Source organism: Marichromatium gracile, assembly GCF_004343155.1.
GTDB lineage: Bacteria > Pseudomonadota > Gammaproteobacteria > Chromatiales > Chromatiaceae > Marichromatium > Marichromatium gracile.
The window spans coordinates 61,934-88,129 of sequence record NZ_SMDC01000008.1 but is presented as its reverse complement, the minus strand read 5'-3'; the positions used below and the strand labels follow the sequence as shown (position 1 = coordinate 88,129).

The following is a 26,196-nucleotide window of genomic DNA, read 5'->3' as shown; positions in this document are numbered from 1 at the left end:
GCCCTCATGCACACCCGACCTTCCAGCCAGCCGATGACAGCCATCCCGCGGCTGTCGGCCAGCCACGCCCCGCGCCGCGCACCGCGGCGGGGGCGCTGCGCGATGCCGATGCGCCCAGCGCCGCGATGGAACGGCACAGGCACACCAGGCAACCGTCTCCCGCCAGCCGAGCGGCGGGCGACGACATCACGGAGCGACCCGCGCCCGTGTTCACCCGAGGCCCGCAAGGCCCATGCATCGCTAAGGAAAGAAGCACGCAGATGAACAAGAGAGAGCATTCCATGACGCCCCCACAGCAGATCCAGCCATTGATCCTGGCGCTGGTCGTCGGCGCGAGCGGACTGACCACCCTGCCCGTGGCCACGCACGCGGCGGGCGCGGAGACCGGGGAGGCCTCGGTCTCGCTGTCGACCATCACCGTCACCGCCCGACGCGGCGAGGAGCAGGCCAAGGAGATCCCCTTCGGGCTCAGCGTGCTCGGCGGCGAGCAGCTCGAGGAGCAGCGTCTCGACAACCTCGAGGAGGTGCTGGCGACGGTGCCCGGCGTCGACATCAGCGGCGACGGCGGTCCCAACAACTCCAACGTGCGCATCCGTGGCGTCGGCTCGCTCTACCAGCTCAACATGGACGACAACTCGGTGGTGCTGAACGTCGACGGGGTGTCGATGTCCACGCGCAACCTCGCGCTCGGCATGCTCGACATCGAGCGCATCGAGGTGCTCAAGGGGCCGCAGGGCACCCTGTTCGGACGCAACAGCGAGGCCGGCGCGATCAATGTCACCACGCGCAAGCCGACACGCTATTTCGAGGGCCATGTGCGCGGCGAGGTCGGTGAGCTCGGACGCAAAATGGGCGAGGCGGTGTTCAGCGGCCCGATCTCCGAGCAGGTGAGCGCCCGCGTGGCCTATCGCAACACCACCTCGGATCTCTGGGTGGAGAACAGCCGCGACGGCGAGCCGCTGATGCGCCCGCACGAGCAGACCCTGCGCGGCACCCTGCTGTGGGAGATCGGCGCGGGCACCGAGGCGACGCTGGTGGCCGAGCGCTACTCGATCGAGCACCAGGCCAACCTGATCGTCGCCCAACCCTATGGCGATCAGCCGGCCAACGACCTCACCCCGGGGCTGTTCGACGACAACGAGCGCAAGACCGAGCGCTACTCGCTGGAGATCAACCACGACCTCGCCGGCAGCCGGCTGAGTCTCATCACCTCGCTGGTCTCGACCGATATCGTCAAGTGGAAGGCCTATGACCGCACCATCACCGAGCAGGTCTTCGGTTTCCCCGGCGAGGTCGCCTTCCTCGACACCTCGGAGCAGGACGAGACCAGCCAGGAGCTGCGCTGGTCGTCGCTGCCCGATGCCCCGGTGTTCTGGGTGACCGGCCTGCACCTGTCGCAGTCCGACCGCACCTTCGACACCCTCGACACCATGACCGGCAACTTCTATGCGCGCGACTTCAGCAGCCAGAGCGCGGCGCTGTTCGGCGAGCTGACCTATCCGCTCGGCGATGCGCTGAAGCTCACCGGCGGCGTGCGTCACTCCTGGGACGAGAAGGACTACGAGGCGAGCTATCGGCGCGGCGCCACGGTGACCCGCGACGAGCGCGACCTCAGCGACGACTACACCACCGGGCGACTGGCGCTGAGCTATGCCCTCAGCGAGGAGACCAACCTCTACGGCCTGCTCGCCCGCGGCCACAAGTCCGGCGGCTTCAACGACTACGCCTCCAGCATCGAGGGCAGCACGCCCTACGACTCGGCGAGCGTCAACACCCTCGAACTCGGCTTCAAGCACGAATCGCTCGACGGGCGCTTCACCCTCAACGGCGCGCTCTTCTTCAACCGGGTGAAGGACGACCACCTGCTCGGCTACGACGCCCACACCTTCGCCGCCACCGCGATCAACGCCGACACCGAGAGCAAGGGCGCCGAGCTGGAGGGGCGCTATGCCTTCGACAACGGGCTCTCGCTCGCCGCCGCGCTCAGCTATACCGACGCCCAGATCACCAGCGACGCGGTCGGCGTCTCCGGCGGCGACGTCGACGACGGCAACCGCGTCCCCGAGGTGCCGCGCTGGGGCGCGAGCCTGAGCCTCGGCCACGTCAAGCCGCTGCCGGCCGTCGGCGGGCTCGGTCCGCTCACCCTCAACACCCAGCTCAGCTATCGCTTCGTCGGCGAGCGCCCCGGCGACCCGCAGAACACCTTCGACCTCGACGCCTACCAGAAGCTCGACCTGCGCGTCGGCCTCGCCGCCGGCAACGCCGAGCTCTATCTGTGGGCCGACAACCTGCTCGACGAGGACTACGACCTCTACGCCTACCAGTACACCCCGACCCTGCGGATCGGCGCGCCGGCGCGCGGGCGTACCGTCGGACTCGGCGTCAATTACTTCTTCTGAGACCTGATCCGTGATGAATGATCCAACCCGGACCAAGACCCCGAGGTCCACCTGGTGGCTGCTCGCCAGCCTCTACACCACCCAGTACCTCGGGCTCGGCTTCTTCGTCATCGCCCTCGCCGCGCTGCTGCGCGAGCAGGGCGCGCCGCTCGACCAGATCAGCCTGGTCTACATGCTCGGGCTGCTGTGGGCGCTCAAGTTCCTCTGGGCGCCGCTGGTCGACCGCATCGGCGTGCGCCGCTGGGGGCACTATCGCGGCTGGCTGATGCTGATGCAGGCGGGGATGATGGCCTGCTTCCTGCTGATCGGCGCCTACGACCTGATCGACGACTTCTCCACCATCTATCTGCTCTGCGTGGTGGTCGCCCTGCTCTCGGCGACCCAGGACATCGCCGCCGACGGGCTCGCCTGCCGGCTGATCCCGGCCGAGGAGCGCGGCACCGGCAACGGCATCCAGGTCGCCGGCGGACTGCTCGGCAACATGCTCGGCGGCGGCGTGGTGCTGATGGCCTATCCCTATCTGGGGTGGGTCGGCAGCATGGTGGTGCTCGCCCTCGCCACCGGGGTGGCGCTGGTGCAGTTGCTCGTCTTCCGCGAGCCGCGCTGGCCGGTGGCGACGACCGCGCGGCCCCGGCTGCTGCCGCGCATCGGTGCCCTGCTGCGCGCCCGCCCCGGGCGCTACTGGCTGGCGATGCTGCTGCTCTACCCGCTCGGCTACAACCTGATGTTCATCCCGCTGACCCCGATCCTGGTCGATCTCGGCTGGTCGGTCGAGCGCATCGGCTTCACCGTCAATGTCTTCGGCTCGGTGGTCGGCATCATCGGCGCGCTGGCCGCGGGCTGGGTGTTCAACCGCGTGGCGCGCCGCAACGCGCTGACCGGCGCGGCGCTGCTGCAGATCATCGGGGTGGGCGCCGTCGCGCTGCCGCTGCTGGGGATGACCGACACCCTCACGGTGATGCTCGCCATCGGCGCCTTCTTCCTCTTCTGCAACCCGGCCACCACGGTGCTGGCGGCGGTGATGATGGACCACGCCTCGCACGACGCCCCGGCCACCGACTACAGCCTGCAGTTCAGCCTGAGCATGGGTTTTGCGATGGTCGCGGCGACGGTGAGCACCTCGCTGGCCGAACAGCTCGGCTATCTCTCGGTGATCTGGACCGCGCTGGCGGTAGCCGTCGTCGCCCTGCTGCTGGCGCTGCCCTACCGCTTCCAGCGGGTCTTTCCCGAGGGTGAGTCGAGTGAGGACGCGCCCGCGCTGGACCCCGCCGTGGTGACGGGCGATGCGCGCTGAACCCTCGCGCCACCTCGCCCCGGCCGCCGCCACGGCGGCGGCCGGGCGCTGGATCCGCCGCCCGCAACCGCGCCCGGCGGCGCGGCTGCGGCTGTTCTGCCTGCCGCACGCCGGCGGCACCCCGGCGCTGTTCAAGCACTGGCCGCCGCTGCTGCCCGACTGGATCGAGCCGCTGATGGTGTGTCTGCCGGGGCGCGAGAACCGGCTCGACGAGCCGCTGCCCGAGGACATCCCCGCCCTGGTCGGGCAGCTTGCCGGTGCCGTGCGCCCCTGGCTCGATCGTCCCTGGGCGCTGTTCGGCCACAGCATGGGCGGGGCGCTCGCCCACGAGCTGACCCAGACGCTCATCGACCAGGGACGGCGCGCGCCCGAGCAGCTGGTGATCTCGGCGCGCGAGCCGCCGCAGTGCCACCACGGCGGCGACCTCCATCGGCACGACGACGACACCCTGTGCGCGGCGCTCACCGCGCTCGGCGGCACGCCGCCCGAGCTGCTCGCGCTGCCCGAGATCCGCGCCATCGTGCTGCCGGCGGTGCGCCAGGACTACCGCCTGATCGAGACCTACCGCCCCGACCCCGAGCGCCCGCCGCTGCCCTGCCCGCTCACCGTCTTCCGCGGCCGCGACGACCCCGACCTCGACGCCGAGGAGGCCGATGCCTGGTCGCGCTGGACCGACGCCGGCTTCCGCGTCGAGACCTTCCCCGGCGGACACTTCTATCTCAGCGACGCGCCGGGCCCGGTGGTCGCCCGGTTGAGCGCATTGCTCGCCCAGTAGCCACGCAGGTCGGGTTGCCCGTCGCTCAGCGGCCACCGGGAGGCGATGGCGATCGGGGCGGGCAACCCGACATCCGTACCTGGAGACGGCGCGCGGCGATGATGGGCACGCTGCGCGTTGCCCATCCGACCGGCAATATCGGTGGGGCCGTCGGCCACGACATCGACGAATCGGCTTCTTGGACGGCTTGCCCGACATCCGCGCGTGGGATGAAAAACCGCCTCGGTGTCCCGAGGGCGCTTGATGCCGATCACCAGACGTCGGCGCAGATATCGGGCGGCGTGGCGTCGGGCGATGACGGGGCGATGGGGCTTCCCTACAATGGGGACACCTGATGTGTAACCGGGATGGTGGCGGATGTCCAGGCGGTGGGATGGCAAGGAGAACCTCTGGGCGCTGGAGGAGCAGGACGTCCTCGCGAAGCTTGCGCTGTTACGGGCCTCCGCCGACGATGCGGCGCGACACGTCCGCAACCTCTATGTCACCTTCCTGCTGTTCAGCTTCTATATCGCGGTCATCGTCTTCTCCACGGACGACGAACAACTGCTGCGCGAGACCGGCGCCACCCTGCCGCTGCTCGACATCGAGTTGCCGTTGCTGGGGTTCTATAGTTTTATCCCCTGGCTGGTGCTCTTCTTCCACGCTCACCTGCTGCTGCAGTTCTTCCAACTCTCGCGCAAGCTGTTCAATCTCGACGCCCTGTTGCTGAAGCTTCCCGAGGCGGAAGAACGCACCTATCGAGAGCTCCCCTTTCCACTCGTCTTCAGCTATGTGCTCATCGGTCGACACCAACCGGGCCTGATCCGCTTGATGCTGCGAGTCGTGGTCAAAGTGACCATGATTCTCTTGCCGATCCTGCTGCTGGCCGCCATTCAATGGCGGTTTCTGCCCTATCACAGTTTCTGGATCACCCTCGACCATCAGCTCGTCATAACCCTGGATCTGCTGCTCATCGCGCTGCTCTGGCCGCGCCTGAGTTCGCGCTCCGGCCGCTGGCGAATTCGCTGGCCGACATCCAGATGGTTGCCGAGAAAGATCGGGAGGCTGGTTCGTCCGAACCGGAGATGGCAGCGCAGGGGCGCGCGAGTACCTCCAGCCTTGGCGCTAATCTTTTTAGGCGCCATATGGGGACTAATGGTTCCACCGGGAGGTGGAATCGAATGGATGATCGGTGAAAACCAACAGTGGATAAACTGGCTCTTCCAACGTAACCTGACTTTACGTGAGCGCGTATTAATGGGAAAGGCCCCACCCGCCGAGGTGCTATACGCGGCCCATATCGACACGGATGAAGAGCGCACCGAGATCTGGAAAGACGTCGGTCAAGCACTGGACTTGCGACATCGCGATTTGCGGTATGCGGATTTTTGGAGAGCGACGCTTTGGGATGTCGACCTCAGGGAGGCGCAACTGCAGGGGGCCGATCTCAGCATGGTGCAACTGCAGGGGGCCGATCTCAGCAGAGCGCAACTGCAGGGGGCCGATCTCAGAGGGGCGCAACTGCAGGGGGCCGATCTCAGCAGAGCGCAACTGCAGGGGGCCGATCTCGGCGGAGCGCAACTACAGAGCGCTGATCTCGGCGGAGCGCAACTACAGAGCGCTAATCTCGGCGGAGCGCAACTACAGAGCACTAATCTCGGCGGAGCGCAACTGCAGGGGGCCAATTTCAACTTGGCACAACTACAGAGCGCCAATCTCAGCGAAGCTCGACTGCAGGGAACCGCTCTCAACTTGGCGCAACTACAGGAGGCCAATCTCAGGGGGGCGCAACTGCAGGGGGCCGATCTCAGCGGGGCGCAACTACAGGGGGCCGATCTCAGCGGGGCGCAACTACAGGGGGCCGATCTCAGCGGGGCGCAACTACAGGGGGCCGATCTCAACTGGGCGCAACTACAGGGGGCCGATCTCAGCGGGGCGCAACTGCAGGGGGCTTATCTCAACTGGGCGCAACTACAGGGGGCCTATCTCAGGGAAGCACAACTGCAGGGAGCCAACCTCAACTGTGCGCAACTGCAGGGGGCCGATCTCAGGGAAGCACAACTGCAGGGGGCCTATCTCAACTGGGCGCAACTACAGGGCGCCAATCTCAGCGAGGCACAACTACAAGGGAGCAGTTTTCAAGGAGCGATTATTTATTCAACAGACTTTGATAATTCCAATCTAACACTTTCCAATCTTAGATTAGAAAAACATCTTCCCATAGAAATTAAAACTTCTAAAAAAGAATACAAATTAAAACCAGTCAAAACCACCAATCATCCCTTATCCACGGACCTAATTTTATACATAGACCCCATAGACCCCATAGACCCCATAGACCCCATAGACCCCATAGACCCCATAGATATCATGAGTCTCGCGTACCGCATAAGCTTCTACTTTATTACCCAAACGGAATACGATCTTAAAATTTACTCCGACATTTTTTCTGAATCATCGAAAAAACGCATCTCCACAAGCATCGAAACTTTCTGGTCGATTGCCTTCGATCTGCCGTTGACGCCAACGGTGATTTCACCAGCGCAAGCCCCACAGGCAATCTATGACCAATGCGGCCTCTTCGCCAATTGGCCAGACCCGCCCAGTGAGGAAGAATTCCTGCAGGAACAAGCGGGCTATCTCGCCAATCTTGCCTGTTCTAACCAATACATTGCGGCACGCATGATTGAAAGATCTGAAGCCAATCCGATATTGGCTGAGGCGATTCAACGACGGGCGAGTGAAGAAGACTGCCCAATCCTCACGAGGCGTTGACAGCCCCGTAGGTTGGGTTGCCCATCGCTCACCGGTCATCGAGGCAGCGATGGCGGTCGCGACGGGCAAACAAACGAGCCCGATCGACGCCAGAAGACGATCGAGGTCATCGTCAAGCGACGGCTCAGCCGTTGGCTTGCCAAGGATGGCCAACCCAACCGACCGGCTTCATGTGCCCACGGGTCATACCGGCCCCAAAACGAAAAAACCCGCCGAGAGGCGGGTTTCCAGAATCAAGCCAACCGTGAGCAGATGGGCTGCAAGCGCTTGATTGATGTGGCGGAGGGACAGGGATTCGAACCCTGGAAGGGCATTAACCCTTGCTGGTTTTCAAGACCAGTGCATTCAACCGCTCTGCCATCCCTCCAATAACTTTTTCCGCCGTGACGGGCCGCGTTCAAGACCGTCGCTTGCGACCGCTCAGCCAAATCTCCGGGGCACGCGCGAGACGACCTGTGGGGACGGCTTGAGTTGGCGCCGGTCGTCCGCATCTGGCGGGGATGGAAGGATACCGCAACTCGGGCGTTTTCCCAAGTCCGGTCGGGCTTGCGCGGGGCGGCGGGTCAGGTATCCTTCTGGAACTTGAGAGATCGCAATCAGTCTCACCCAGCGATCAACTCGGTTTCCCAACCTGTTCGACCATAAGGAGTGAATGCACGACATGGCCAACAACAACTTTTCCTTCGTTCAGAGTGCCCCGTCGGCCGTCTCGGCCAACAAGGTGCTCAAGAACACCTACCTGCTGCTGGCCGCGACCCTCGGTTTCAGCGCGCTGACGGCGATGCTGTCGATCGCGCTGGCGATGCCCTCCTGGACCTACCTGGCCTCGGTGATCGTGGCCATGGTGCTGGGGATGTTCGTGCTGCCGCGCACCGCCAACTCCTCGGCCGGCATCGGCGTGATCTTCCTGATCACCGGCCTGATGGGCTTCGGTCTGGGCTCGATCCTGAGCATGTATCTGGCGCTGCCCAACGGCCCGCAGACCGTGGGTCTGGCCTTCGGTGGCACCGCCGCGATCTTCCTCGGGCTGTCGGGTTACGCGCTCAGCAGCAAGCGTGACTTCAGCTTCATGGGCGGGTTCATCTTCGCCGGCATGATGGTGGTGATGATCGCGGTGATCGCGAACCTGTTCCTGCAGATGCCGGCGCTGTCGCTGGCGATCTCCTCGGCCATCATCCTGCTGATGAGCGGCTTCATCCTGTTCGATACCAGCCGGATCGCGCGGGGTGAGGAGACCAACTACATCATGGCCACCTACGGCATCTATCTGAGCATCTTCAACATCTTCATCAGCCTGTTGCAGATCCTCGGCATCATGGGCGGCGACGAGTAATCACCCTGCTCGCCCCGCAACAGCCCCGGCCCCGCGCCGGGGCTTTTGTTTGTCTCGCCGGAGGTCTCCACCATGGAACTGTTCCTGAAGATCATGGCCGCAGCCCTGCTCGGGCTGATGCTGTTCTATCTCTGGCCGGTCTACAAGCGCTGGCAGGAGCACGGCCCCAAGGCCGAGAAGGGTGATTGGGCGGCGGCGATCGTGCCGCTCGGCGCAGTCGCGGCGCTGGTGATCGTGCTGATCATGGCGGTGCGCTGAGGCGCGCCCCACCCTCCCCCGGCACGGGGCCGTCCGGCCCCGTGCCAACGCATTCGCTCAGGCGTCCGCCGCGACCTGACGCGCGGCCACCTGACGCAGTCGCTGCACCATCGCCTCGAGGCCGTTGCGCCGGTTCATGCTGAGATGCCCGTCGAGCCCGAGCCGGGCGAAGAAGGCGCGGGCGTCGAAATCGAGGATGTCGCGCGCGCGCTGCCCGGAGTAGAGCTGCTGGAGCAGCGCGATCAGCCCGCGCACCAGCTCGGCGTCGCTGTCGGCGAGGAACTCGACGCGCTCGGGGTCGTCGGGCATGGCGCGGGCGGCGATATAGACCTGGCTCTGACACCCCTGTACATGCGTCGCGGCGTTCTGCATCGACGCGGGCAGGTGCGGCAGCCGACCGCCGAGGTCGATGATGTACTCGTGTCGGGTCGGCCAGTCGGGCAGCAGCTCGAAGTCGTCGGCGATCTGCGCGGCGGCGGCGGCGGGCGACTCGGCGCTCGGCCCCGGGTAGTCGAGCGCGGTCTCGGCGACGGGCGCGACCCGTGCCTGACGCGCGCGCATCTCGTCAGCGATCTCGATCAGCGCATCGGCCAGGGTGTCGATCTCCTCCAGGGTGTTGTAGACCCCGAAGGAGGCGCGCACCGTGGCCGCCACGCCGAGCCGCTCCATCAGCGGCTGGCAGCAGTGGTGGCCGGTGCGCACGCAGATGCCGCGCAGGTCGAGCGCGGTGCCGAGGTCGAGGCTGGAGATCGCCGGCGCCTCCATCACCCAGGAGGTGACGCAGCTGCGCCGCTGCGCCCGGCCCTTGAGCGCGAGCCCGGGAATGGCCTCCAGACGCTCGGTGGCATGACGCAGCAGCCACTGCTCGTGGGCGCTGATGCGCTCGAAGCCGACCGACTCGATCCAGTCGATCGCCGCGCCCAGCCCCACCGCGCCGGAGATGTTGGGCGTGCCGGCCTCGAAGCGGGTCGGCGGCGCGGCATAGCGGGTGGCCTCGAAGCTGACCTGCTCGATCATGTCGCCGCCGCCCTGGTAGGGCGGCATCGCCTCGAGCAGCGCGCGCTTGGCATAGAGCACGCCGATCCCGGTCGGGCCGTAGAGCTTGTGGCCGGAGAAGGCGTAGAAGTCGGCATCGAGCGCGCGCACGTCGGTGCGCCCGTGGGCGACCCACTGGGCGCCGTCGACCAGCACCAGGGCACCGTGCGCGTGGGCCAGCTCGATGATCTCGCGCACCGGGTTGACGGTGCCGAGGGCGTTGGAGACCTGGTTGACCCCGACCAACCGGGTGCGCGGCGAGAGCAGCCGACGATAGGCGTCGAGGTCGATGTCGCCGGCATCGTCGATGGGGATGACGCGGATACGCGCCCCGGTCTGCTCGGCGACCATCTGCCAGGGGACGATGTTGGAGTGGTGTTCGAGGTTGGAGAGCAGGATCTCGTCACCGGGGCCGAGGTTGGCGCGCCCCCAGGTGGCGGCGACCAGGTTGATCGCCTCGGTGGTGCCGCGGGTGAACACGCACTCGGCGGGTTCGGCGGCGTTGAGGAAGCGCGCCACCGCCGCGCGGGCGTGCTCGTAGAGCCGGGTGGCGTGCTGCGAGAGGCGGTAATTGCCGCGATGGATGTTGGCGTGGGCGCTACGGTGATAATCGCTGACCGCCGCGATCACCGCCTGCGGCTGCTGGGTCGAAGCGGCGCTGTCGAGATAGACCAGCGGGCGACCATCGACCTGGGTGGAGAGGATGGGGAACTGGGCGCGCAGCGCGGCGACGTCGAGGGTCGCGTCATCGCTGCGCGGAGCCGGTGCGGCTTGAGCGTTCATGGCTGAATTCATTGGTTTAAGGCGATGCACGATTCTATCGCGGCGGCGCCCGGTGCGGTCGGCCGGATGCGGCTGCGACAGTGCGGCAGGCACTCGGGTGGCACACGGCGCGCGTCCCTGGGCGGCGTGGTCGATTCGGTCGACGGGGCGCGCTCCGCGCGCCCCCATTGGGTAGGGAGATGGGTCCGCCGCGGGCGAGATGCCAGTGGCGCGGCTCAGTCGGCCTCGGGGATGCGCACCACGGTGCGACCGCGGACCCGTCCGGCGAGGATCTCCTCGGCGGCCTGGGGCAGTTGCGCGAAGTCGACCTCGCGGGTCATGGTCTCGAGCCGGTCGAGATCGAGATCGCGCGCCAGCCGCGACCAGGCGCGCTCGCGCAGCGCGTGCGGGGCCATCACCGAGTCGATGCCGTAGAGGGTGACGCCGCGCAGGATGAAGGGCGCGACCGTGGTCGGCAGCTCCATCGCATCGGCCAGCCCGCAGGCGGCCACCGCGCTGGCGCGCTGCATGCGACTGAGCACGTTGGCCAGGGTGAGCCCGCCGGCGACATCGATCGCCGCCGCCCAACGCTCGGATTCGAGCGGGCGCGGGGGCTGGGTGAACTCGGCGCGATCGAGGATCTCGGTGGCGCCGAGCTCGCGCAGATAGTCCGCCTCGTGCGGTCGGCCGGTGACCGCGGTGACCCGATGGCCGAGCCGCCCCAGCAGCGCCACGGCGATGCTGCCGACACCGCCGGCGGCGCCGGTCACCAGCACCTCGCCGGCGCCCGGTTCGAGTCCGTGCGACTCCAGCGCCAGCACCGCGAGCATCGCGGTGTAGCCGGCGGTGCCGATGGCCATCGCCTGGCGGCTGGTCAGCCCCTCGGGCAACGCCACCAGCCAGTCGCCCGGCACCCGGGCGCGTCCGGCATAGCCGCCGGAGTGCTTCTCCCCCACCCCGTAGCCGTTGAGCACCACGCGATCGCCGGGGCGGAAGCGCGGATCGCCCGACTCCACCACCCGACCGGCGAAATCGATGCCGGGGATCAGCGGGAAGCGCCGCACGATCGGCGAGCGTCCGGTGAGCGCCAGCCCGTCCTTGTAGTTGAGCGTCGAGTACTCGACCGCGACGGTGACATTGCCCTCCATCAGGTCGGCCTCGGTCAGCCGGGTGAACTCGAGCTGCTGGGCGCCGTCGCGACGGTCGATCCGATAGGCGCTGAAGGTGGTCGTCATGTGGCGATCTCCTGTGCGTTGGGAGTGAGGGGTGGAGACGTCAGCCCGCCGTCGGGACCAGGGCGCGCTGGGGTGAGCGACGAGGGCCTCGCGCACGCTGCTGGTCCTCGAGCATGCGCGTCAGGGTGTTGGCCGAGACCGGGCGGCTGATCAGATAGCCCTGGATCAGGTCGCAGCCCTCGGCGGTGAGGATACGTTGTTGGCGAAGGTCCTCGACGCCCTCGGCGACGGTGCCGATATCGAGATTGCGCGCCATCGACAGGATGGCGCGCACGATCGCGCGGCTGCGCCCGTCGGTGGCGAGGTCGTTGATGAAGCTGCGATCGATCTTGATGAAGTCGACCGGGAAATGGGTGAGATAGCTGAGGCTGGAATAACCGGTGCCGAAGTCGTCGAGCGAGATGCCGATACCGAGGGCACGCAGTCGCTCCAGCTCGGCCAGGGCGCGCTCCGGGTCTTGCAGCAGCACCCGCTCGATCAGCTCGATATGGAGCAGGCGCGCGGGGATGTCGTAGCGTTCGAGCAGGTCGGCGATGGTCTCGGCCAGCCCGCCGGCGGTGATCTGCGGCTCGGAGACATTGACCGAGACGCGGATCTCGGGCAGCCCGGCGTCGCGCCACAGCCGCATCTGGCGCAGCACCGCCTCGATCACCCAGCGCCCCACCGGCACCACCAGATCGCTGCTCTCGATGATGTCGATGAAGACCCCGGGCATCACCAGCTGACCGCCACGCTGCCAGCGCAGCAGCGCCTCGGCGGCGTGGATGCCGTTCTGCTGCGGCTCGACCAGCGGCTGATAATGGACGACGAACTGCTCCTCGGCCAGGGCAATGCGCAGCGCCTCCTCGAGCGCCAGGCGCTCGACCGCCGCGGCGGTGATCTCGGGGCGGTAGAAGGCGATCGAGCGCCGCCCGCTGCGCTTGGCCGAGAGCAGCGCCGAGGCGGCATTGCGCAGCAGCTCGGCGGCATTCTCGCCGTCGCCGGGATAGAGCGCGCCGCCGGCCGAGGCGCTGAGGGTGAGCTGACCGTGACCGGCGATCTCGATCGGCTGACAGCAGATGGCGAGATAGTGTGCGGCGAACGCCGAGGCGGCGGAGATCTCGCCCTCGATCTCGGTGAGAATGACGAAGGTGTCATCGCTCAGCCGCGCCACCAGATCGCCCGGCCCGGTCGACTCGCTCAGCCGCTCGCCGAGCACGCAGAGCACGGTGTCGGCGACATTGTGACCGTAGCTGGCGATGACGTCGTTGTAGCGATCGATATCGACATAGAAGACCCCGAGGCGCTGACGATGGATGGTCGCCAGGTCGACAGCCTGGGCCAGGCGCTGCTTCAGCAGCCGGGCGTTGGGCAGGCCGGTGAGGGGGTCGTGGTTGCTGAGATACTCGATCTCCTCGGCCGAGCGGTAGCGCTCGGTGATGTCGCTGAAGATGGCGACATAGTTGACCACCTGACCGTGGTGGTTGCGGATGGCGTTGATACTCATCCACTGCGGATAAAGCTCGCCGTTGCTGCGCCGGTTCCACAGCTCGCCCTGCCAGCGCCCCTGCTCGAGCAGCGCGCGCCACAGCTGACGATAGAAGTCCTGACCCTGACGACCGGACTTGAGCAGTCGCGGGTTGCGACCACGCACCTGCTCCGGGGTGTAACCGGTGATCTCGGTGAAGGCGGGATTGACCGCGACGATCTCGCCGTCGGCATCGGTGACGATGATGCCCTCGGCGGTGTTCTCGAACACCGCGTTGGTCAGGCGCAGGATGTCCTCGCGCCGGCGCTGCTCGCTGAGATCGCGGATGATCGCCACGCGCAGCCGTCCGCTCTCGAGCTCGATGCGCCGGGTGCGCACCTCGGCCGGGAAGGTCGAGCCGTCGCGCCGCCGGTGCAGCCACTCGAAACGGGCGCTGCCGTGCTCGGCGAGAAACCCCAGCACCTCGGCGTTGCGGTCCGCCGAGCGACGCCCGTCGGCCTGGAACTCGGGCGAGAGCGCGCCGGGATGGACATCGGTCAGCTCGGCGGCGCTGTCATAGCCGAACAGCCGCGCCGCGGCCGGATTGGCCAGACAGCTCAGGTCGGTGCCGTCGATCACCCACATCGCCTCCTCGGCGCCCTCGAACAGGGCGCGGTAGCGCGCCTCGCTCTGGCGCAGCGCCTCCTGGGCGCGACGATCCTCGGTGATGTCGAGCACCGAGCCGAACACCCGCAACGGCTCGCCACGATCCCCCGGCACGATCCGGATGCGCTGGCGCACCCAGCGCACCCCGGCGTCCGGGCGCACCACGCGATGCTCGACGTCCTCGGTGGCAATACCGCACCGCGCCGCATCCAGTACCCGGGCGACGCGGCCACGGTCCTCGTCATGGACCCGTTCGAGCAGCCCCTGCTCGCTGGCGACGAAGGTCCCGGGATCGACCCCGAGGATGGCCAGCAGCTGCGCCGACCAGAACACCCGACCGGTGGCGAGGTCGAGTTCCCAGCTGCCCAGCGCGGTGATTGCCTGCGCCTCGCTCAGCAGCGTCTGGGTGCGATACAGGGCGCTGAGATCGCGCCCGCAGCCCATCACCCCGAGCAGCTCTCCGTCGGGACCGTGATAGGGGGTCTTGAGGACGTCGAAGAGCAGGCGCTGGCCGCGCGCGTCGCTGTACCAGAAGTCGAAGCGGCGCGCGCGCCTCTGTTCGAGCACCAGTCGATCATCGGCGCGCACCCGCGCGGCGACCTCGGGAGGGAAGAGCGCCTCATCATCCTGACCGATGATCTCCGCCGGCTCGCGACCGACCAGCGCGCCGAGCGCGCGGTTACAACCGAGATAACGCCCGTTCTCATCCTTGAAGAAGATCAGGTCGGGCGAGTTGTCGAGCACGCTGCCGAGCTGCCCCTGGGTGAGCGCCAGTGCCTGCTCGGTCAGCCGATAGGCGGAGACATCGCGATGGGCGACCAGCACCTGCCGCTCGGCCTCCTCGCCATCGTTCAGCAGACGGGCGCCGAGACTCAGCCAGCGGGTCTCGCCCTCGAGCGGCAAGACGTATTCGAGCGAGAAGTCGGCGCGCCGCCCCTGGCAGACCTCACGGACCCCCTGGCGCGCCTGATCGAGCACCTGGCCAGGCCCCTCCGGCACCGCCCAGACACCGAGCGGCAGGGTCGCGCGCTGCTGACGGTTGCTGTAGAGCACCCGCCCCTCGGGATCGATCACCGCGATCGCACACTCGAGGGCATCGAGACATGCCCAGGCATCGATCGACTTCATGGACGGCTCGGGATGGCGGGACAACGGAGACTGGAACCTTTTCTCATCGTGCTCGGTTAGGGGGCGAGACAGACATGCGACGGGCGGAGGGAGGGGTCGCGACCGAGCATGCGCCACGGCTCCGTCTCCCTGACCCTTGGGCGATCAGCATAGAACAACATCCGTGCCCACGTGCCCCACCCCGGGGCGACTCATCGGAACCCGCATTCTGACGGGCGCAAGGGCATTGATCAAATGGGGCGTCCCCACCCGAGCAGTACATCATCGACGAACCTCGGGGACAGCCGGCGACGCCGCCGCTATGCTTGACGACACCTGCCGAACACGCGCCGGTCGCAACCGGCCGGAGCCCGTCATGCATCAGCCCGCACGCGCCGTCTGCGGCGCCGGACCTGTCGTTCTCGTCCTGGTCGCAAGCCTCGTCGGCTGCGCCACCGCCACCCGCCATGTCACCGACTGGGGCAGCATCACCCTGGCGCCGGGCGACACCGGCACCTGTACCTCCAACCCCTGCGCGGTCTATCTGCAGCTGCCGCCCGGCGAGGGCCGCTACCGGGTCACCGCCAATCAGGTCGATCTCGGCGACTACCCGGCGGGCGCACTCGCCGCGCTCGGGCACTTCTACGACAGCAAGGCACTGGAGATCGTCGGCGCCGGGGTGGCGCGCGCCTACGTCTATATCCCGCAGACGCGCTGAGGCGGCGCGCCCGGACTCAGCCGAGCACCTCGAGACCGCCCATGTAGGGGCGCAGCGCCTCGGGCACGGTCACCCGACCGTCGGCGAGCTGGTAGTTCTCGAGCACCGCCACCAGGGTGCGACCGATCGCCAGCCCGGAGCCGTTGAGGGTGTGCAGCAGCTCGGGCTTGCCGGTCTCGGGGTTGCGCCAGCGCGCACGCAGCCGCCGCGCCTGGAAGTCGCCGAAGTTGCTGCACGAGGAGATCTCGCGATAGGCCTGCTGACCCGGCAGCCACACCTCCAGGTCGTAGGTCTTGCGCGAGGAGAAGCCGAGATCGCCGGTGCACAGGGTCACCACCCGATAGGCCAGCCCCAGCCGTTGCAGGATCGACTCGGCGTGCCCGGTGAGGGCCTCGAGCGCGGCGAAGGACTCGGCCTCGGGCACCGCCTGCACCAGCTCGACCTTCTCGAACTGGTGCTGACGGATCATCCCGCGGGTGTCCTTGCCGTAGGAACCGGCCTCGCTGCGGAAGCAGGGGGTGTGGGCGACCCAGCGGCGCGGCAGCTCATCGGCCTCGAAGATGCAGTCGCGCGCCAGATTGGTCACCGGCACCTCGGCGGTCGGGATCAGATAGAGATCGCGCTCGCCGGGGACCTTGAACAGATCCTCCTCGAACTTGGGCAGTTGACCGGTACCGTAGAGGCTGTCGGCGTTGACCAGATAGGGGACATAGGTCTCGGTGTAGCCGTGCTCGGTGGTGTGCACGTCGAGCATGAACTGGATCAGCGCGCGATGCAGCCGCGCCATCGGCCCGGACAGGGTGACGAAGCGCGAGCCGGTCACCTTGGCGGCGAGATCGAAGTCCATCCAGCCGTTGCGCGCGCCCAGGTCGACGTGATCGAGCGGGGTGAAGTCGAAGCTCGGCACCTCGCCCCAGCGCCGCTCCTCGCGGTTGTCGGCCTCGTCGCGCCCGTCCGGCACGCTGTCGTCGGGCAGGTTCGGCAGCCCCAGCGCGATCGACTCGATCTCGCCCTGGCAGTCGGCCAGCGCCTGCTCGGCGGCCTTGAGTCGATCACCCAGATCGGCGACCTCGGCGAGCAGCGGCTGAATATCCTCACCCGCGGCCTTGGCCTTGCCGATCGACTTGGAGCGGGTGTTGCGCTCGGTCTGCAACGTCTGGGCCTCGACCTGCAGCCGCTTGCGCTCTTGTTCGAGCTGCTCGAAACGGGCAGTGTCCAGGGTCACGCCGCGACGGGCGAGCAGCTCGGCGACGCGCGCGAGATCGTTGCGCAACAGTCGTGGGTCTAGCATGTAGTCTCCTTGGGTCTCAGGACTCGATGGTGACCGGCCAGGACACGATGTGCCCCGGTTTCACCTGATTACGGATTCGGGCGATCGCCGCACGGGCACGCTCGGGGGCATCGAAGAACTCCACCACCAGCGGCAGATCGAGCGACAGATCGATCAGCGAGGCGGCGTGGGCGCGCCCCGAGGGACCATAGCCCTCGATCGCGCGCAGCACCGTCACCCCGCGCACCCCCAGCTCGTCGCGCAGGGCGTGCACCAGGGGTTTGAGCTCATGATCGGACTCGGCGAGATAGACCCGCACCATGATCGCTTCGTTCTGACTCACAGTGACCTCCCCAGGGCGATGCCCGCCCAGCACAGCAACACGCAGACCCCGACGCTCGCGCCCACGTTCAGGGTGGCGCGCAACAGCGCCCCCTGCTCGATCAGGTTCAGGGTCTCGATCGAGAAGGTCGAGAAGGTCGTCAAGGCCCCCAGAAACCCGACCAGCACGGCGCCGCGCCACTCGGCCGCCACCGCCAGCCGCTCGGTGAGCAGCACGAACAGCAGCCCCATGAGGAAGGAGCCGATGACGTTCACCGCCAGGGTGCCCCAGGGGAAGTCACGCCCCAGCACCCGGTAGACGCCGGTCGAGATCCAGAAGCGCGACAACGCCCCGAGCGCGCCGCCCCCGGCGATCGCCACAAGTTGCAACACGGTATCTTCCCGCCAAAAGGGATAAGTCTACTATGGACGTCCGGGCCTTTGCCCGGGCGAACGCCCCGCCCACCCTGGCCACTGCCGCACATCCGAAGCGCACACACAGAGGACACCGATCGCACCGACTTGATATTATCGGGCCACGGCAATACCACTGCCCGCAGCGACCTCGACTCAGACTGCTGAGCAAAAAATATCACCGACCCTCAACGCCGCTGACGCAACCTTCTGATAAAAAAGACATAAAATCAAAAGCGTCAATGTCAGCCAGCGAGAAAACAGGGCATACATCGGTGCAAAACATCTATTTTTCGCCACCCAAGAGCCTCGGCAGAAAAGACCAAGTGCTTGTTTCAAAATGCTTTTTAGGGAATTTGCGGCCGCAATGCTCAATCCATTACAACAAGGATTGAAACTAATAACTGGTGGTTTGGATGGTGGAGTATCCTGGTGCCGCAATGCTCAATCCATTACAACAAGGATTGAAACTCTCAGGGGGATGGAGATGCGGCGATCACCCTGCATGCCGCAATGCTCAATCCATTACAACAAGGATTGAAACAGGTTCCCGAGTCGCTGCTGGGGGCGACCGAGCGGGCCGCAATGCTCAATCCATTACAACAAGGATTGAAACACAGGATCCCGCAATCCTGTAAAATACAAACCATCGGCCGCAATGCTCAATCCATTACAACAAGGATTGAAACTGGAGCGGCGACTTGCGCTGGATCATGTGGTGTACCGCCGCAATGCTCAATCCATTACAACAAGGATTGAAACAGAGCACCGGCTATGTCGTAGGCCCTGGATCTCTGGCCGCAATGCTCAATCCATTACAACAAGGATTGAAACGAGGGCGTGATTGGGGCGGTCTTGTCGGCATACTCGCCGCAATGCTCAATCCATTACAACAAGGATTGAAACATTAGCGCCTGGGCGTTTGCGTGCATCGCGTGGTGTGCCGCAATGCTCAATCCATTACAACAAGGATTGAAACCCATTGCTGGTGCTGGGGGGAACTCAGTGCTCCAAGGCCGCAATGCTCAATCCATTACAACAAGGATTGAAACCCTCGGTAGAACCATGTCTCGGTGGTTCCTTGGCACGCCGCAATGCTCAATCCATTACAACAAGGATTGAAACCGGATCACGTAGGTCTTGTCGACTTTGCTGCGGACGCCGCAATGCTCAATCCATTACAACAAGGATTGAAACATGATGTGGAGCACTTCCGTTTCGGATGAGTCGCGCGCCGCAATGCTCAATCCATTACAACAAGGATTGAAACCGTCTGGCGCTTGTGCGTATCCGGTAAACCAGCCGCGCCGCAATGCTCAATCCATTACAACAAGGATTGAAACCGCGCCAGGGTAAGCGCGGCCTCTTCGCGGCCCGCGGGCCGCAATGCTCAATCCATTACAACAAGGATTGAAACCCGATGTCGGTGACCTTCAGCCCGGCGTCGCGGAGGCCGCAATGCTCAATCCATTACAACAAGGATTGAAACATGTGGACATGCTGCGCCTGCTGCGGGCGACCATGCGCGCCGCAATGCTCAATCCATTACAACAAGGATTGAAACTCGGGTACATGCGGCTGGAGGTGTACACCACCGGGGGCCGCAATGCTCAATCCATTACAACAAGGATTGAAACCGCCTCCGGGTATGTGACGAGCAGCAGCCAATCGGCTGCCGCAATGCTCAATCCATTACAACAAGGATTGAAACCCGACCGCCTCCATCTTGGGATCGTCGATCCCGGCGCGCCGCAATGCTCAATCCATTACAACAAGGATTGAAACTTGTCCGCGTAGGCGACCTCTACCGCGTAGACAGCGCCGCAATGCTCAATCCATTACAACAAGGATTGAAACAGGCGGAACGGCGTGCTGCCGTCAGTCGCCGCGTGGCCGCAATGCTCAATCCATTACAACAAGGATTGAAATGCGCGGATCGCCACCGAGGCGCGCTCGCGAATCCGGCGGCCGCAATGCTCAATCCATTACAACAAGGATTGAAACGCAGGGATCGCTGCCGGGTAGAGATGGGCGAGCACGGCCGCAATGCTCAACCCATACAACAAGGATTGAAACCTTGGATGCGCCAAACGCTGTTTTGTTGCGATGAGAGGGTGAGTAACGGGCAACTCAACCTGCGAGATGACATAGCGATGTAGGTTGGGTTGCTGTTTTTCAGCAACCCAACATCGGTCGATGGCGCCAGCACCAGCCAGATCGATCTCAATACATCGAGTCAGCAGTGTTCGAGCAATACGCTGAAATCCCCCGCCAGATAACCCTCACGCACCGTCATGGTCGCATTCAAGGTATCAGCGAGCTGTTGGATCTCGGCGGGCCGGCGACAGTTGTAGATCAGCGAGGTGTCGCGTCCCTTGAGCAGGTTGAATACGAAACCGCGACGGCTGGCGGCGAGACAGTTGCGGATGAAGCTCTGGGTCTCATCCCAGGTGAGGATGTTCATGGCGCCGCTGCAGACGTAGTAATCGGCCTCGGGCAGCGGATCCTGGAGCACGTCGCACTGGCGGATCTCGCAGCCGGTGCGCGCGCGCGCCGTCTCGATCATCGGCGCCATCACATCAAGACCGAGATAGCACCCCGGCGTCTGGTCGTGCTCGCGCAGATAGACGAAGAAGTCGCCGAAACCACAACCGGCATCGGCCAGCTCGACGCTGGAGAGGTCCTCGGGCAGCAACTCGCGCAGCACCCGGAAACGTACCCGCTGGGTCTCCTCGGAGATCCACTGCACCCCTTCGGCATTGGTGCCGTGGGTCTTGAGTGCGTCATCGTAGAAGGCGTGGTTATCGACTCGCGGCATGGTCTCGCAATCCTCGTCTCAGCTCACCTGGGTCGGTTTCGATGACGGACAGCACGCCCGCAGCGCACACCCCGAACAGACCGGCCTGGCCCGGCAGGCATGCTTGGCGTGCGCCACGATCAGCGCATGATACTCCTGCAACAGCGCGACATCGTCCGGCAGCGCCCGCTCGAACCAGCGGCGGATGGTCTCGTAGTCCTCGTCACCGCCGAGCAACCCGAGCCGCGAGAACAGTCGCCGGGTATAGGCGTCGACCACGAACACCGGGCGCGCGAAGGCATAGAGCAGGATGTCGTCGGCGGTCTCCGGGCCGATGCCGGGGGTCGCCAGCAACCACTCGCGCAGCCTCGGGGTGGCGAGCGCGGCGAGCGGCTCGAGACCGCCAGCGGCATGATAGCGCTTGCAGAATCCCTGCAGGCGTCGGGTCTTGACCCTGTAGTAGCCGCTGGGCCGCAGCAGCTCGGCCAGCCGCGCCGGATCGAGCGCGAGCAGCGCCTCGGCGTTCAACGCCGTCTCGGCGCGGACCTGGTCGAGCGCACGCTCGACGTTACGCCAGCTGGTGTTCTGGGTGAGGATGGCGCCGACCATGACCTCGAACGGGGTCTCGGCCGGCCACCATCCCTGGGGGCCATGGGCCGCGAGCAGGGTCCGATAGACCGTCTGCGGCGTGGCCGCCGCTACCACTCGACGTCCCTGGACACCACCACGATGCCCTCTTCCGAGACATCGAAACGCTCGCGATCGCGTTCGGGATCGATGCCGACCTGCTCGCCCGGCGGCACCACCACGCCCTTCTCGACGATGCAGTTGCGCAGATGGGCCTCGGCGCCGACCTCGACGCCGTCGAACAGGATCGCCTCCTCGACGATGGCGCTGTCACCGACGCGCACGCAGGGGAACAGCATCGAGTGATTGACCCCACCGCCGCTGATCACGGTGCCGGCGGCGAGCATCGAGTTGACGAACACCCCCTCGTTGCCGCTGCGCGCGCCGGGCACGGTACGCGCCGGCGGATACTGCCCCTGGGCGGTGCGGATGTTCCAGTCGTCCTGGTAGAGATCGAGCGGCGGCTGCGGGCGCAACAGCGCCATGTTGGCGCGATAGTAGGCATCGACCGAGGAGAGATCGCACCAGTAGCGATCCGGAGTGACGCGCCCGCGCTCCTGACCGAAGCGATAGGCGCGCACCCGGTGGCTCTGGGTGAGATGGGCGAGCACGTCCTTGGCGAGATGACGATCCGGGGGCAGCGGGCCGACCTCGGCATCGGCGCTCTCGCGGCGAGCGAAGGCATCGAACAGCCAGCCGCGATCGAAGACATAAACGCCCATGGTCTCGAAGGCGCGCTCGCCGGTGATCTCACCGGCGCGCTCGGCCGGCAGGATGCGCACGATGCGGTCGTGCTCGTCGAGTTCGACGCGGGCCTGGGTCTGCGAGGGCGGCGCGCCGGGATCGACCTCGCGCACCGCCACCGTGACCTCGGCGCGGGCGTCGACATGGGCGTGCACCATCTCGCTGTAGTCCATGCGATAGACGGCGCTGCCATCGAGCGCGAGGACCTGGCGCGCGCGGTTGCGCTCGATCAGGTTGCGATTCTGGCGGATCGCGTCGAAGGGCCCGGCGTACCAGTGCTTGCCATCGCGCATCTGCGCCGGCACCGGGATGATGAACTCGCCGAGTTCGGGGTTGTAGATCGACCAGCCATCGCGCAGGTGTTTGTGCAATGAGTGACTCTTGTACTGCGTGATCACCAGGACCTGACGCAGCCCGGAGTGCAGACAGTTGGCCAGCGCGAAGTCGATCACCCGGAACTTGCCACCGAAGGGAACGGCCGCCTTCGGGCGATGACGGGTCAGAGGCGCGGGGCCCACCCCGCGATCGATGGCAAGCAAAAAGATCAGGGTATCTGCGGACATGGCTCTTGGCTTTGGCTGACGGGAGTATTTTCCCGCGGCACAGTCTAGCCCGCAGATCGAGGTCGGGGAACGACGTCGGGCATGTTCCGATCGAAAGGGTCATGTCGATCGGGCACGCCGAGCGCCCTCCCCCGACGGCGCATGCCTCTCAGCGACGGCTGCCCACGGCGATCTGTGCACGCATGTCGCGCACCGCGCGATCGAGTCCGGAGAAGAGCGCGCGGGCGATGATCGCATGACCGATGTTGAGCTCGGTGATGCCGGGGATGGCGGCGATCGGCTTGACGTTGTCGTAGTCGAGCCCGTGCCCGGCATTGACCTGCAGGCCCAGCGACAGACCGTGATCGACGGCGCGCTCGATGCGCGCCAGCGCCTCGGCGCGGGTCTCGCGCGTCTGCGCATCGGCATAGTGGCCGGTATGCAGCTCGACGACCGGGGCGCCGATGGCGCGCGCCGCGTCGAGCTGTGCCGGCTCGGGGTCGACGAACAGCGACACCCGCACCCCGGCCTCGGCCAGACGGGCGCAGAAATCGGTGAGATGGGCCTGATTGGCGATCAGATCGAGTCCGCCCTCGGTGGTCAGCTCCTCGCGTCGCTCGGGGACCAGACAGCAATCGTGCGGGCGCAGCCGGGCGGCGATCTCGCCCATCTCAGCGGTGGCGGCCATCTCCAGGTTCATCCGCGTCTGCAGGATGCCGCGCAGCAGCTCGACGTCGCGGTCCTGGATGTGACGACGGTCCTCGCGCAGGTGCAGGGTGATGGCGTCGGCCCCGGCCTGCTCGGCGACCAGCGCCGCCTGGATCGGCTCGGGGTAGCGGGTGCCGCGCGCCTGGCGCACGGTGGCGACGTGATCGATGTTGACGCCCAGCAGCACCTCGTTGGCATGCGTGCTCAAGGGATTTCTCCTCGCTTCGTACGGTCGGGAAGGCGGCGCCATGACCGGCGTCGCCACTCAATCTAGTGTGGGGATGAACGCTCGCGCCCGCCATACCACTGCTGGAACAGCGCGCGGGTGCGCAACGGACGTTCGCCGAGATGCGGGGCGAGCATGGCGCGCAGCAGCGCCCGCGCCTCGCGCGCGCGTTCGGCGTCGGCCGGCGCGGCGTCGGCGGCGAGCGCCTGCAGGGTGGCGCCACGGCAGCACAGTCGCGGGTCATCGGTGGCGGTGGCCGCGCGCAGCCCCTGCTCGGGCTCGAAGACATAGTCGGCGGTGGCGTGCACCGGCCGACCGGTGGCGGTCTCGACATCGAGCGCGAGGCCATACCCCAGGGCATCGAGCAGGCGCAGCTCGAAGCGGCGCAGCACCGGCTCGAGGTCGTCCCCCGCGGCCAGTGCCGCGAGCGCGACCTGGTAGTCGTCGAGCAGCGCATCGTGCGGGTCCTCGCGACCGAGCAGACGCAACAGCAGCTCGTTGACATAGAAACCGCAGAGCAGCGCCCGACCGGCGAGCGCATAGGGTCGGCCCACGGCCTCGACCCGGGTCAGGGTGCGCACCTCGCCGCGCCCGCCGAGTTCCAGCCACAGCGGCTGGAAGGGCTGGAGCAGCGCGGCGCGTCCGCCCGAGCGCGCGCGCCGCGCGCCGCGGGCGACCGCGGGCAGCCGCCCGCGACCGACACAGAACAGCTCGACCAGCAGGCTGGTGTCGCGATAGTCGTGCCGGTGCAGGACGAAGCCGTGAGAGGCGCTGGCGCTCACCGCCGCCGATCAGTCCTCGCTGTAACCGAGCCGCGCGAGCGCGGCCTCGTCGCTCGACCAGCTCTTCTTGATCTTCACCCAGACCTCGAGATGGACCGGGCAGTCGAAGAGCTTCTGCATCTCCAGACGCGCCTGGGTGGCGGTGGCCTTGAGCGACTCGCCCTGCTTGCCGATGATGATCGCCTTCTGTCCCGGGCGCTCGACCCAGATCAGGGCGTTGATCATATAGCGCCCGTCGACCGCCTCGAAGCGCTCGATCTCGACCGTGGTGCGATACGGCAGCTCCTCGCCATAGCGCTGGGTGAGCTGTTCGCGCAGCAGCTCGGCGGCGAAGAAGCGCTCCGAGCGGTCGGTGAGCTGGTCCTCGGGGAAGATCGGCTCGCCCTCGGGGAGCGCGGCGAGCACCGCCTGCTCCAGCGCCTCGACCTGACTGCCGCGCGCCGCCGAGACCGGGAACAGCTCGCGGAAGGCGTGACGCTCGCCCAGGGTCTGGAGGAAGGGCAGCAGCGCCTCCTTGTCCTCGACCCGGTCGACCTTGTTGATCACCGCGATGCACTCGACCCCGGCGCGGGCGACGGCGGCGAGCGCCTGCTCGTCCTCCTCGGTCCAGCGCAGCGCCTCGACCACGAACAGGATCAGGTCGGTGTCGGCGAGCGCGGCGCGCGCGGTACGGTTGAGATAGCGGTTGAGCGCACTCTCGCCGCGACGATGGATGCCCGGGGTGTCGACGAACAGGATCTGTCCCTCGGCGCGGCTCTTGACCCCGAGGATGGAGTGGCGCGTGGTCTGCGCCTTGTGCGAGGTGATCGCGAGCTTCTGACCGAGGATGCGGTTGAGCAGCGTCGACTTGCCGACGTTGGGGCGCCCGACGATGGCGACGGTGCCGCAGCGACCGGTGATGGCGTCATTCATGTTCGAGGATCTCCAGCATGGCCTCGGCGGCCGCCTGTTCGGCACGGCGCCGGCTGGTGCCGGTGCCTCGGGTGGTCAGATCGGCATCGCCGAGCGCACAGACCACGGTGAAGGATTGTGCATGCTGATCACCCTCGATGGTGATCACCGTATAGCCCGGCAACGGCCGCTTGTGGGCCTGGAGGAACTCCTGCAGCCGGGTCTTGGGGTCCTTTCCGGAACGGTCGATGCTGGTCTGCTCGAGGCGCTCGGCGAACAGCTTGGCCACCACGGTATTGGCCACGGCGAAGCCACCGTCGAGATAGACGGCGCCGAGCACCGCCTCCAGGGCATCGGCGAGGATCGAGTCGCGGGCGTGACCGCCGGTGCGCAGCTCCCCCGCCCCCAGGCGCATGTAGTCGCCCAGCTCGATGCCGCGGGCGAGCTTGGCCAGCGACTCGCGCTTGACCAGGCTCGCGCGCAGACGGCTGAGCGTGCCTTCGTCGGCCTCGGGGAAGCGATGGCCGAGCGCCTCGGCGATCAGCAGCCCGATCAGGGCATCGCCGAGGAATTCGAGACGTTCGTTGTTGTTCGGGCCGACGCTGCGGTGCGTCAGGGCCTGTTCGAGCAGTTCGGGGCGGGCGAACTCGTGCCCGAGCACACGGGCCAGCCGTCTGGGGTCTGCATTCACTGAGTGCTGATTTCCACCTGATTGTGGAACGTGAGCACGACATCGACGTTGAAGAACAGATGCGTGCGACGTTCATACTCGAGGACCACGCTGAATCGATCGGCATCGGTCCGCTTGATGACGAACTCCTGCGCCGAGACCGAGGTGATCCCGTTGATGTCGAGATTGCGCATGAGATAGTCGGTGATCTTGCGCGGATTCCTGCCCACCGGCTCGACCGGATCCTCGAGCCCGTCCATCACCGACTGGATGGTCAGGTTCTGCATGTAGATCGGCCCGAGCTTGAGCAGCAGGGTGATGAAGAAGGCCGCCAGCCCGACCAGGATCGTGAAGGAGAGGATCCCGGCCCCAGCTTGCCGGCGGGCGGGCGTCGTGCATCTGCGTGTCGGCATCGCTCGCA

General features: G+C 66.4%; 22 protein-coding genes, 1 tRNA gene and 1 CRISPR repeat array. Of the genes, 8 read left to right on the top strand and 15 right to left on the bottom strand.

Annotated features, from left to right (window positions below):
- The first annotated feature begins 281 nt into the window (after window positions 1-281).
- The 5 genes from EDC29_RS12075 (at window position 282) to EDC29_RS12055 (ending at window position 7,222) form a co-directional block, all read left to right on the top strand.
- Window positions 282-2,399, top strand: coding sequence for a TonB-dependent receptor (locus tag EDC29_RS12075; protein WP_123140921.1), 2,118 nt, complete (start codon window positions 282-284; stop codon window positions 2,397-2,399).
- Window positions 2,400-2,412: 13 nt separating this feature from the next.
- The gene (locus tag EDC29_RS12070; RefSeq protein WP_132230039.1) at window positions 2,413-3,693 is read left to right on the top strand and encodes an MFS transporter; all 1,281 of its coding nucleotides are present in this window, start codon (window positions 2,413-2,415) and stop codon (window positions 3,691-3,693) included.
- The gene (locus EDC29_RS12065) at window positions 3,683-4,468 is read left to right on the top strand and encodes a thioesterase II family protein (RefSeq protein WP_132230037.1); all 786 of its coding nucleotides are present in this window, start codon (window positions 3,683-3,685) and stop codon (window positions 4,466-4,468) included. The genes EDC29_RS12070 and EDC29_RS12065 overlap by 11 nt, the downstream gene beginning before the upstream one ends.
- 98 nt (window positions 4,469-4,566) lie before the next feature.
- Entirely contained in the window at window positions 4,567-4,803 is a 237-nt protein-coding gene (locus tag EDC29_RS12060) for a hypothetical protein (RefSeq protein WP_123140918.1), read from the top strand.
- Between the two features lie 22 nt (window positions 4,804-4,825).
- Entirely contained in the window at window positions 4,826-7,222 is a 2,397-nt protein-coding gene (locus EDC29_RS12055; protein ID WP_132230035.1) for a pentapeptide repeat-containing protein, read from the top strand.
- Window positions 7,223-7,499: 277 nt separating this feature from the next.
- Here EDC29_RS12055 and EDC29_RS12050 read toward each other — a convergent pair.
- Window positions 7,500-7,589: transfer RNA gene (locus EDC29_RS12050), tRNA-Ser, on the bottom strand.
- Between the two features lie 294 nt (window positions 7,590-7,883).
- On the opposite strand from EDC29_RS12050, the gene EDC29_RS12045 reads away from it, so the two are divergent.
- Window positions 7,884-8,555 (top strand): Bax inhibitor-1/YccA family protein, encoded by a 672-nt coding sequence (locus tag EDC29_RS12045; protein ID WP_062275071.1) that lies wholly within the window; start codon window positions 7,884-7,886, stop codon window positions 8,553-8,555.
- 72 nt (window positions 8,556-8,627) lie between these two features.
- Complete coding sequence (locus tag EDC29_RS12040; protein ID WP_005224143.1) at window positions 8,628-8,813, top strand: hypothetical protein; 186 nt, start codon at window positions 8,628-8,630, stop codon at window positions 8,811-8,813.
- A 57-nt stretch (window positions 8,814-8,870) separates the two neighbouring features.
- Here EDC29_RS12040 and EDC29_RS12035 read toward each other — a convergent pair whose 3' ends face one another.
- The 3 genes from EDC29_RS12035 to EDC29_RS12025 form a co-directional block, all read right to left on the bottom strand.
- Complete coding sequence (locus tag EDC29_RS12035; RefSeq protein WP_132230033.1) at window positions 8,871-10,631, bottom strand: SufS family cysteine desulfurase; 1,761 nt, start codon at window positions 10,629-10,631, stop codon at window positions 8,871-8,873.
- 215 nt (window positions 10,632-10,846) lie between these two features.
- Window positions 10,847-11,845 carry an acrylyl-CoA reductase (NADPH) gene (acuI, locus tag EDC29_RS12030; RefSeq protein ID WP_123143197.1) on the bottom strand — a complete coding sequence of 333 codons (999 nt, stop codon included), beginning with the start codon at window positions 11,843-11,845 and terminating at the stop codon, window positions 10,847-10,849.
- A gap of 40 nt (window positions 11,846-11,885) precedes the next feature.
- Window positions 11,886-15,086: a bifunctional diguanylate cyclase/phosphodiesterase gene (locus EDC29_RS12025; RefSeq protein ID WP_132230031.1), complete on the bottom strand. Its 3,201-nt coding sequence runs from the start codon at window positions 15,084-15,086 to the stop codon at window positions 11,886-11,888.
- Between the two features lie 355 nt (window positions 15,087-15,441).
- Between EDC29_RS12025 and EDC29_RS12020 the strand changes: the two genes are divergently transcribed.
- Window positions 15,442-15,783: a hypothetical protein gene (locus EDC29_RS12020; RefSeq protein WP_123140961.1), complete on the top strand. Its 342-nt coding sequence runs from the start codon at window positions 15,442-15,444 to the stop codon at window positions 15,781-15,783.
- Between the two features lie 16 nt (window positions 15,784-15,799).
- On the opposite strand, the gene serS is transcribed toward EDC29_RS12020, so the two are convergent.
- From serS to EDC29_RS11965, 11 genes are all read right to left on the bottom strand, one after another.
- Window positions 15,800-17,074: a serine--tRNA ligase gene (gene serS / locus EDC29_RS12015; protein WP_132230029.1), complete on the bottom strand. Its 1,275-nt coding sequence runs from the start codon at window positions 17,072-17,074 to the stop codon at window positions 15,800-15,802.
- 16 nt (window positions 17,075-17,090) lie between these two features.
- The gene (locus tag EDC29_RS12010; protein ID WP_132230027.1) at window positions 17,091-17,396 is read right to left on the bottom strand and encodes a DUF190 domain-containing protein; all 306 of its coding nucleotides are present in this window, start codon (window positions 17,394-17,396) and stop codon (window positions 17,091-17,093) included.
- Window positions 17,393-17,767: a fluoride efflux transporter CrcB gene (gene crcB, locus EDC29_RS12005; RefSeq protein ID WP_190287942.1), complete on the bottom strand. Its 375-nt coding sequence runs from the start codon at window positions 17,765-17,767 to the stop codon at window positions 17,393-17,395. Before crcB ends, EDC29_RS12010 begins: the two co-directional genes overlap by 4 nt.
- A 382-nt stretch (window positions 17,768-18,149) precedes the next feature.
- A CRISPR array of direct repeats spans window positions 18,150-19,792; the repeat unit is 37 nt; unit sequence GCCGCAATGCTCAATCCATTACAACAAGGATTGAAAC.
- A gap of 232 nt (window positions 19,793-20,024) precedes the next feature.
- Window positions 20,025-20,606 (bottom strand): class I SAM-dependent methyltransferase, encoded by a 582-nt coding sequence (locus EDC29_RS12000; protein WP_132230025.1) that lies wholly within the window; start codon window positions 20,604-20,606, stop codon window positions 20,025-20,027.
- 18 nt (window positions 20,607-20,624) lie between these two features.
- On the bottom strand, window positions 20,625-21,290 hold the full coding sequence (locus tag EDC29_RS11995) for an endonuclease III domain-containing protein (protein WP_132230023.1): 666 nt from the start codon (window positions 21,288-21,290) through the stop codon (window positions 20,625-20,627).
- On the bottom strand, window positions 21,284-22,519 hold the full coding sequence (locus tag EDC29_RS11990) for a GlgC family sugar phosphate nucleotidyltransferase (RefSeq protein WP_123143202.1): 1,236 nt from the start codon (window positions 22,517-22,519) through the stop codon (window positions 21,284-21,286). Before EDC29_RS11990 ends, EDC29_RS11995 begins: the two co-directional genes overlap by 7 nt.
- Window positions 22,520-22,667: 148 nt before the next feature.
- Window positions 22,668-23,456 carry a pyridoxine 5'-phosphate synthase gene (gene pdxJ / locus EDC29_RS11985; RefSeq protein WP_123143203.1) on the bottom strand — a complete coding sequence of 263 codons (789 nt, stop codon included), beginning with the start codon at window positions 23,454-23,456 and terminating at the stop codon, window positions 22,668-22,670.
- Between the two features lie 20 nt (window positions 23,457-23,476).
- Window positions 23,477-24,214, bottom strand: coding sequence for a DNA repair protein RecO (recO, locus tag EDC29_RS11980; RefSeq protein WP_132230021.1), 738 nt, complete (start codon window positions 24,212-24,214; stop codon window positions 23,477-23,479).
- Between the two features lie 9 nt (window positions 24,215-24,223).
- Window positions 24,224-25,126: a GTPase Era gene (era, locus tag EDC29_RS11975; protein WP_123141028.1), complete on the bottom strand. Its 903-nt coding sequence runs from the start codon at window positions 25,124-25,126 to the stop codon at window positions 24,224-24,226.
- Entirely contained in the window at window positions 25,119-25,796 is a 678-nt protein-coding gene (gene rnc, locus EDC29_RS11970) for a ribonuclease III (protein ID WP_123143205.1), read from the bottom strand. Before rnc ends, era begins: the two co-directional genes overlap by 8 nt.
- The gene (locus EDC29_RS11965; protein WP_123143206.1) at window positions 25,793-26,188 is read right to left on the bottom strand and encodes a DUF4845 domain-containing protein; all 396 of its coding nucleotides are present in this window, start codon (window positions 26,186-26,188) and stop codon (window positions 25,793-25,795) included. Before EDC29_RS11965 ends, rnc begins: the two co-directional genes overlap by 4 nt.
- Between the last annotated feature and the right edge of the window lie 8 nt (window positions 26,189-26,196).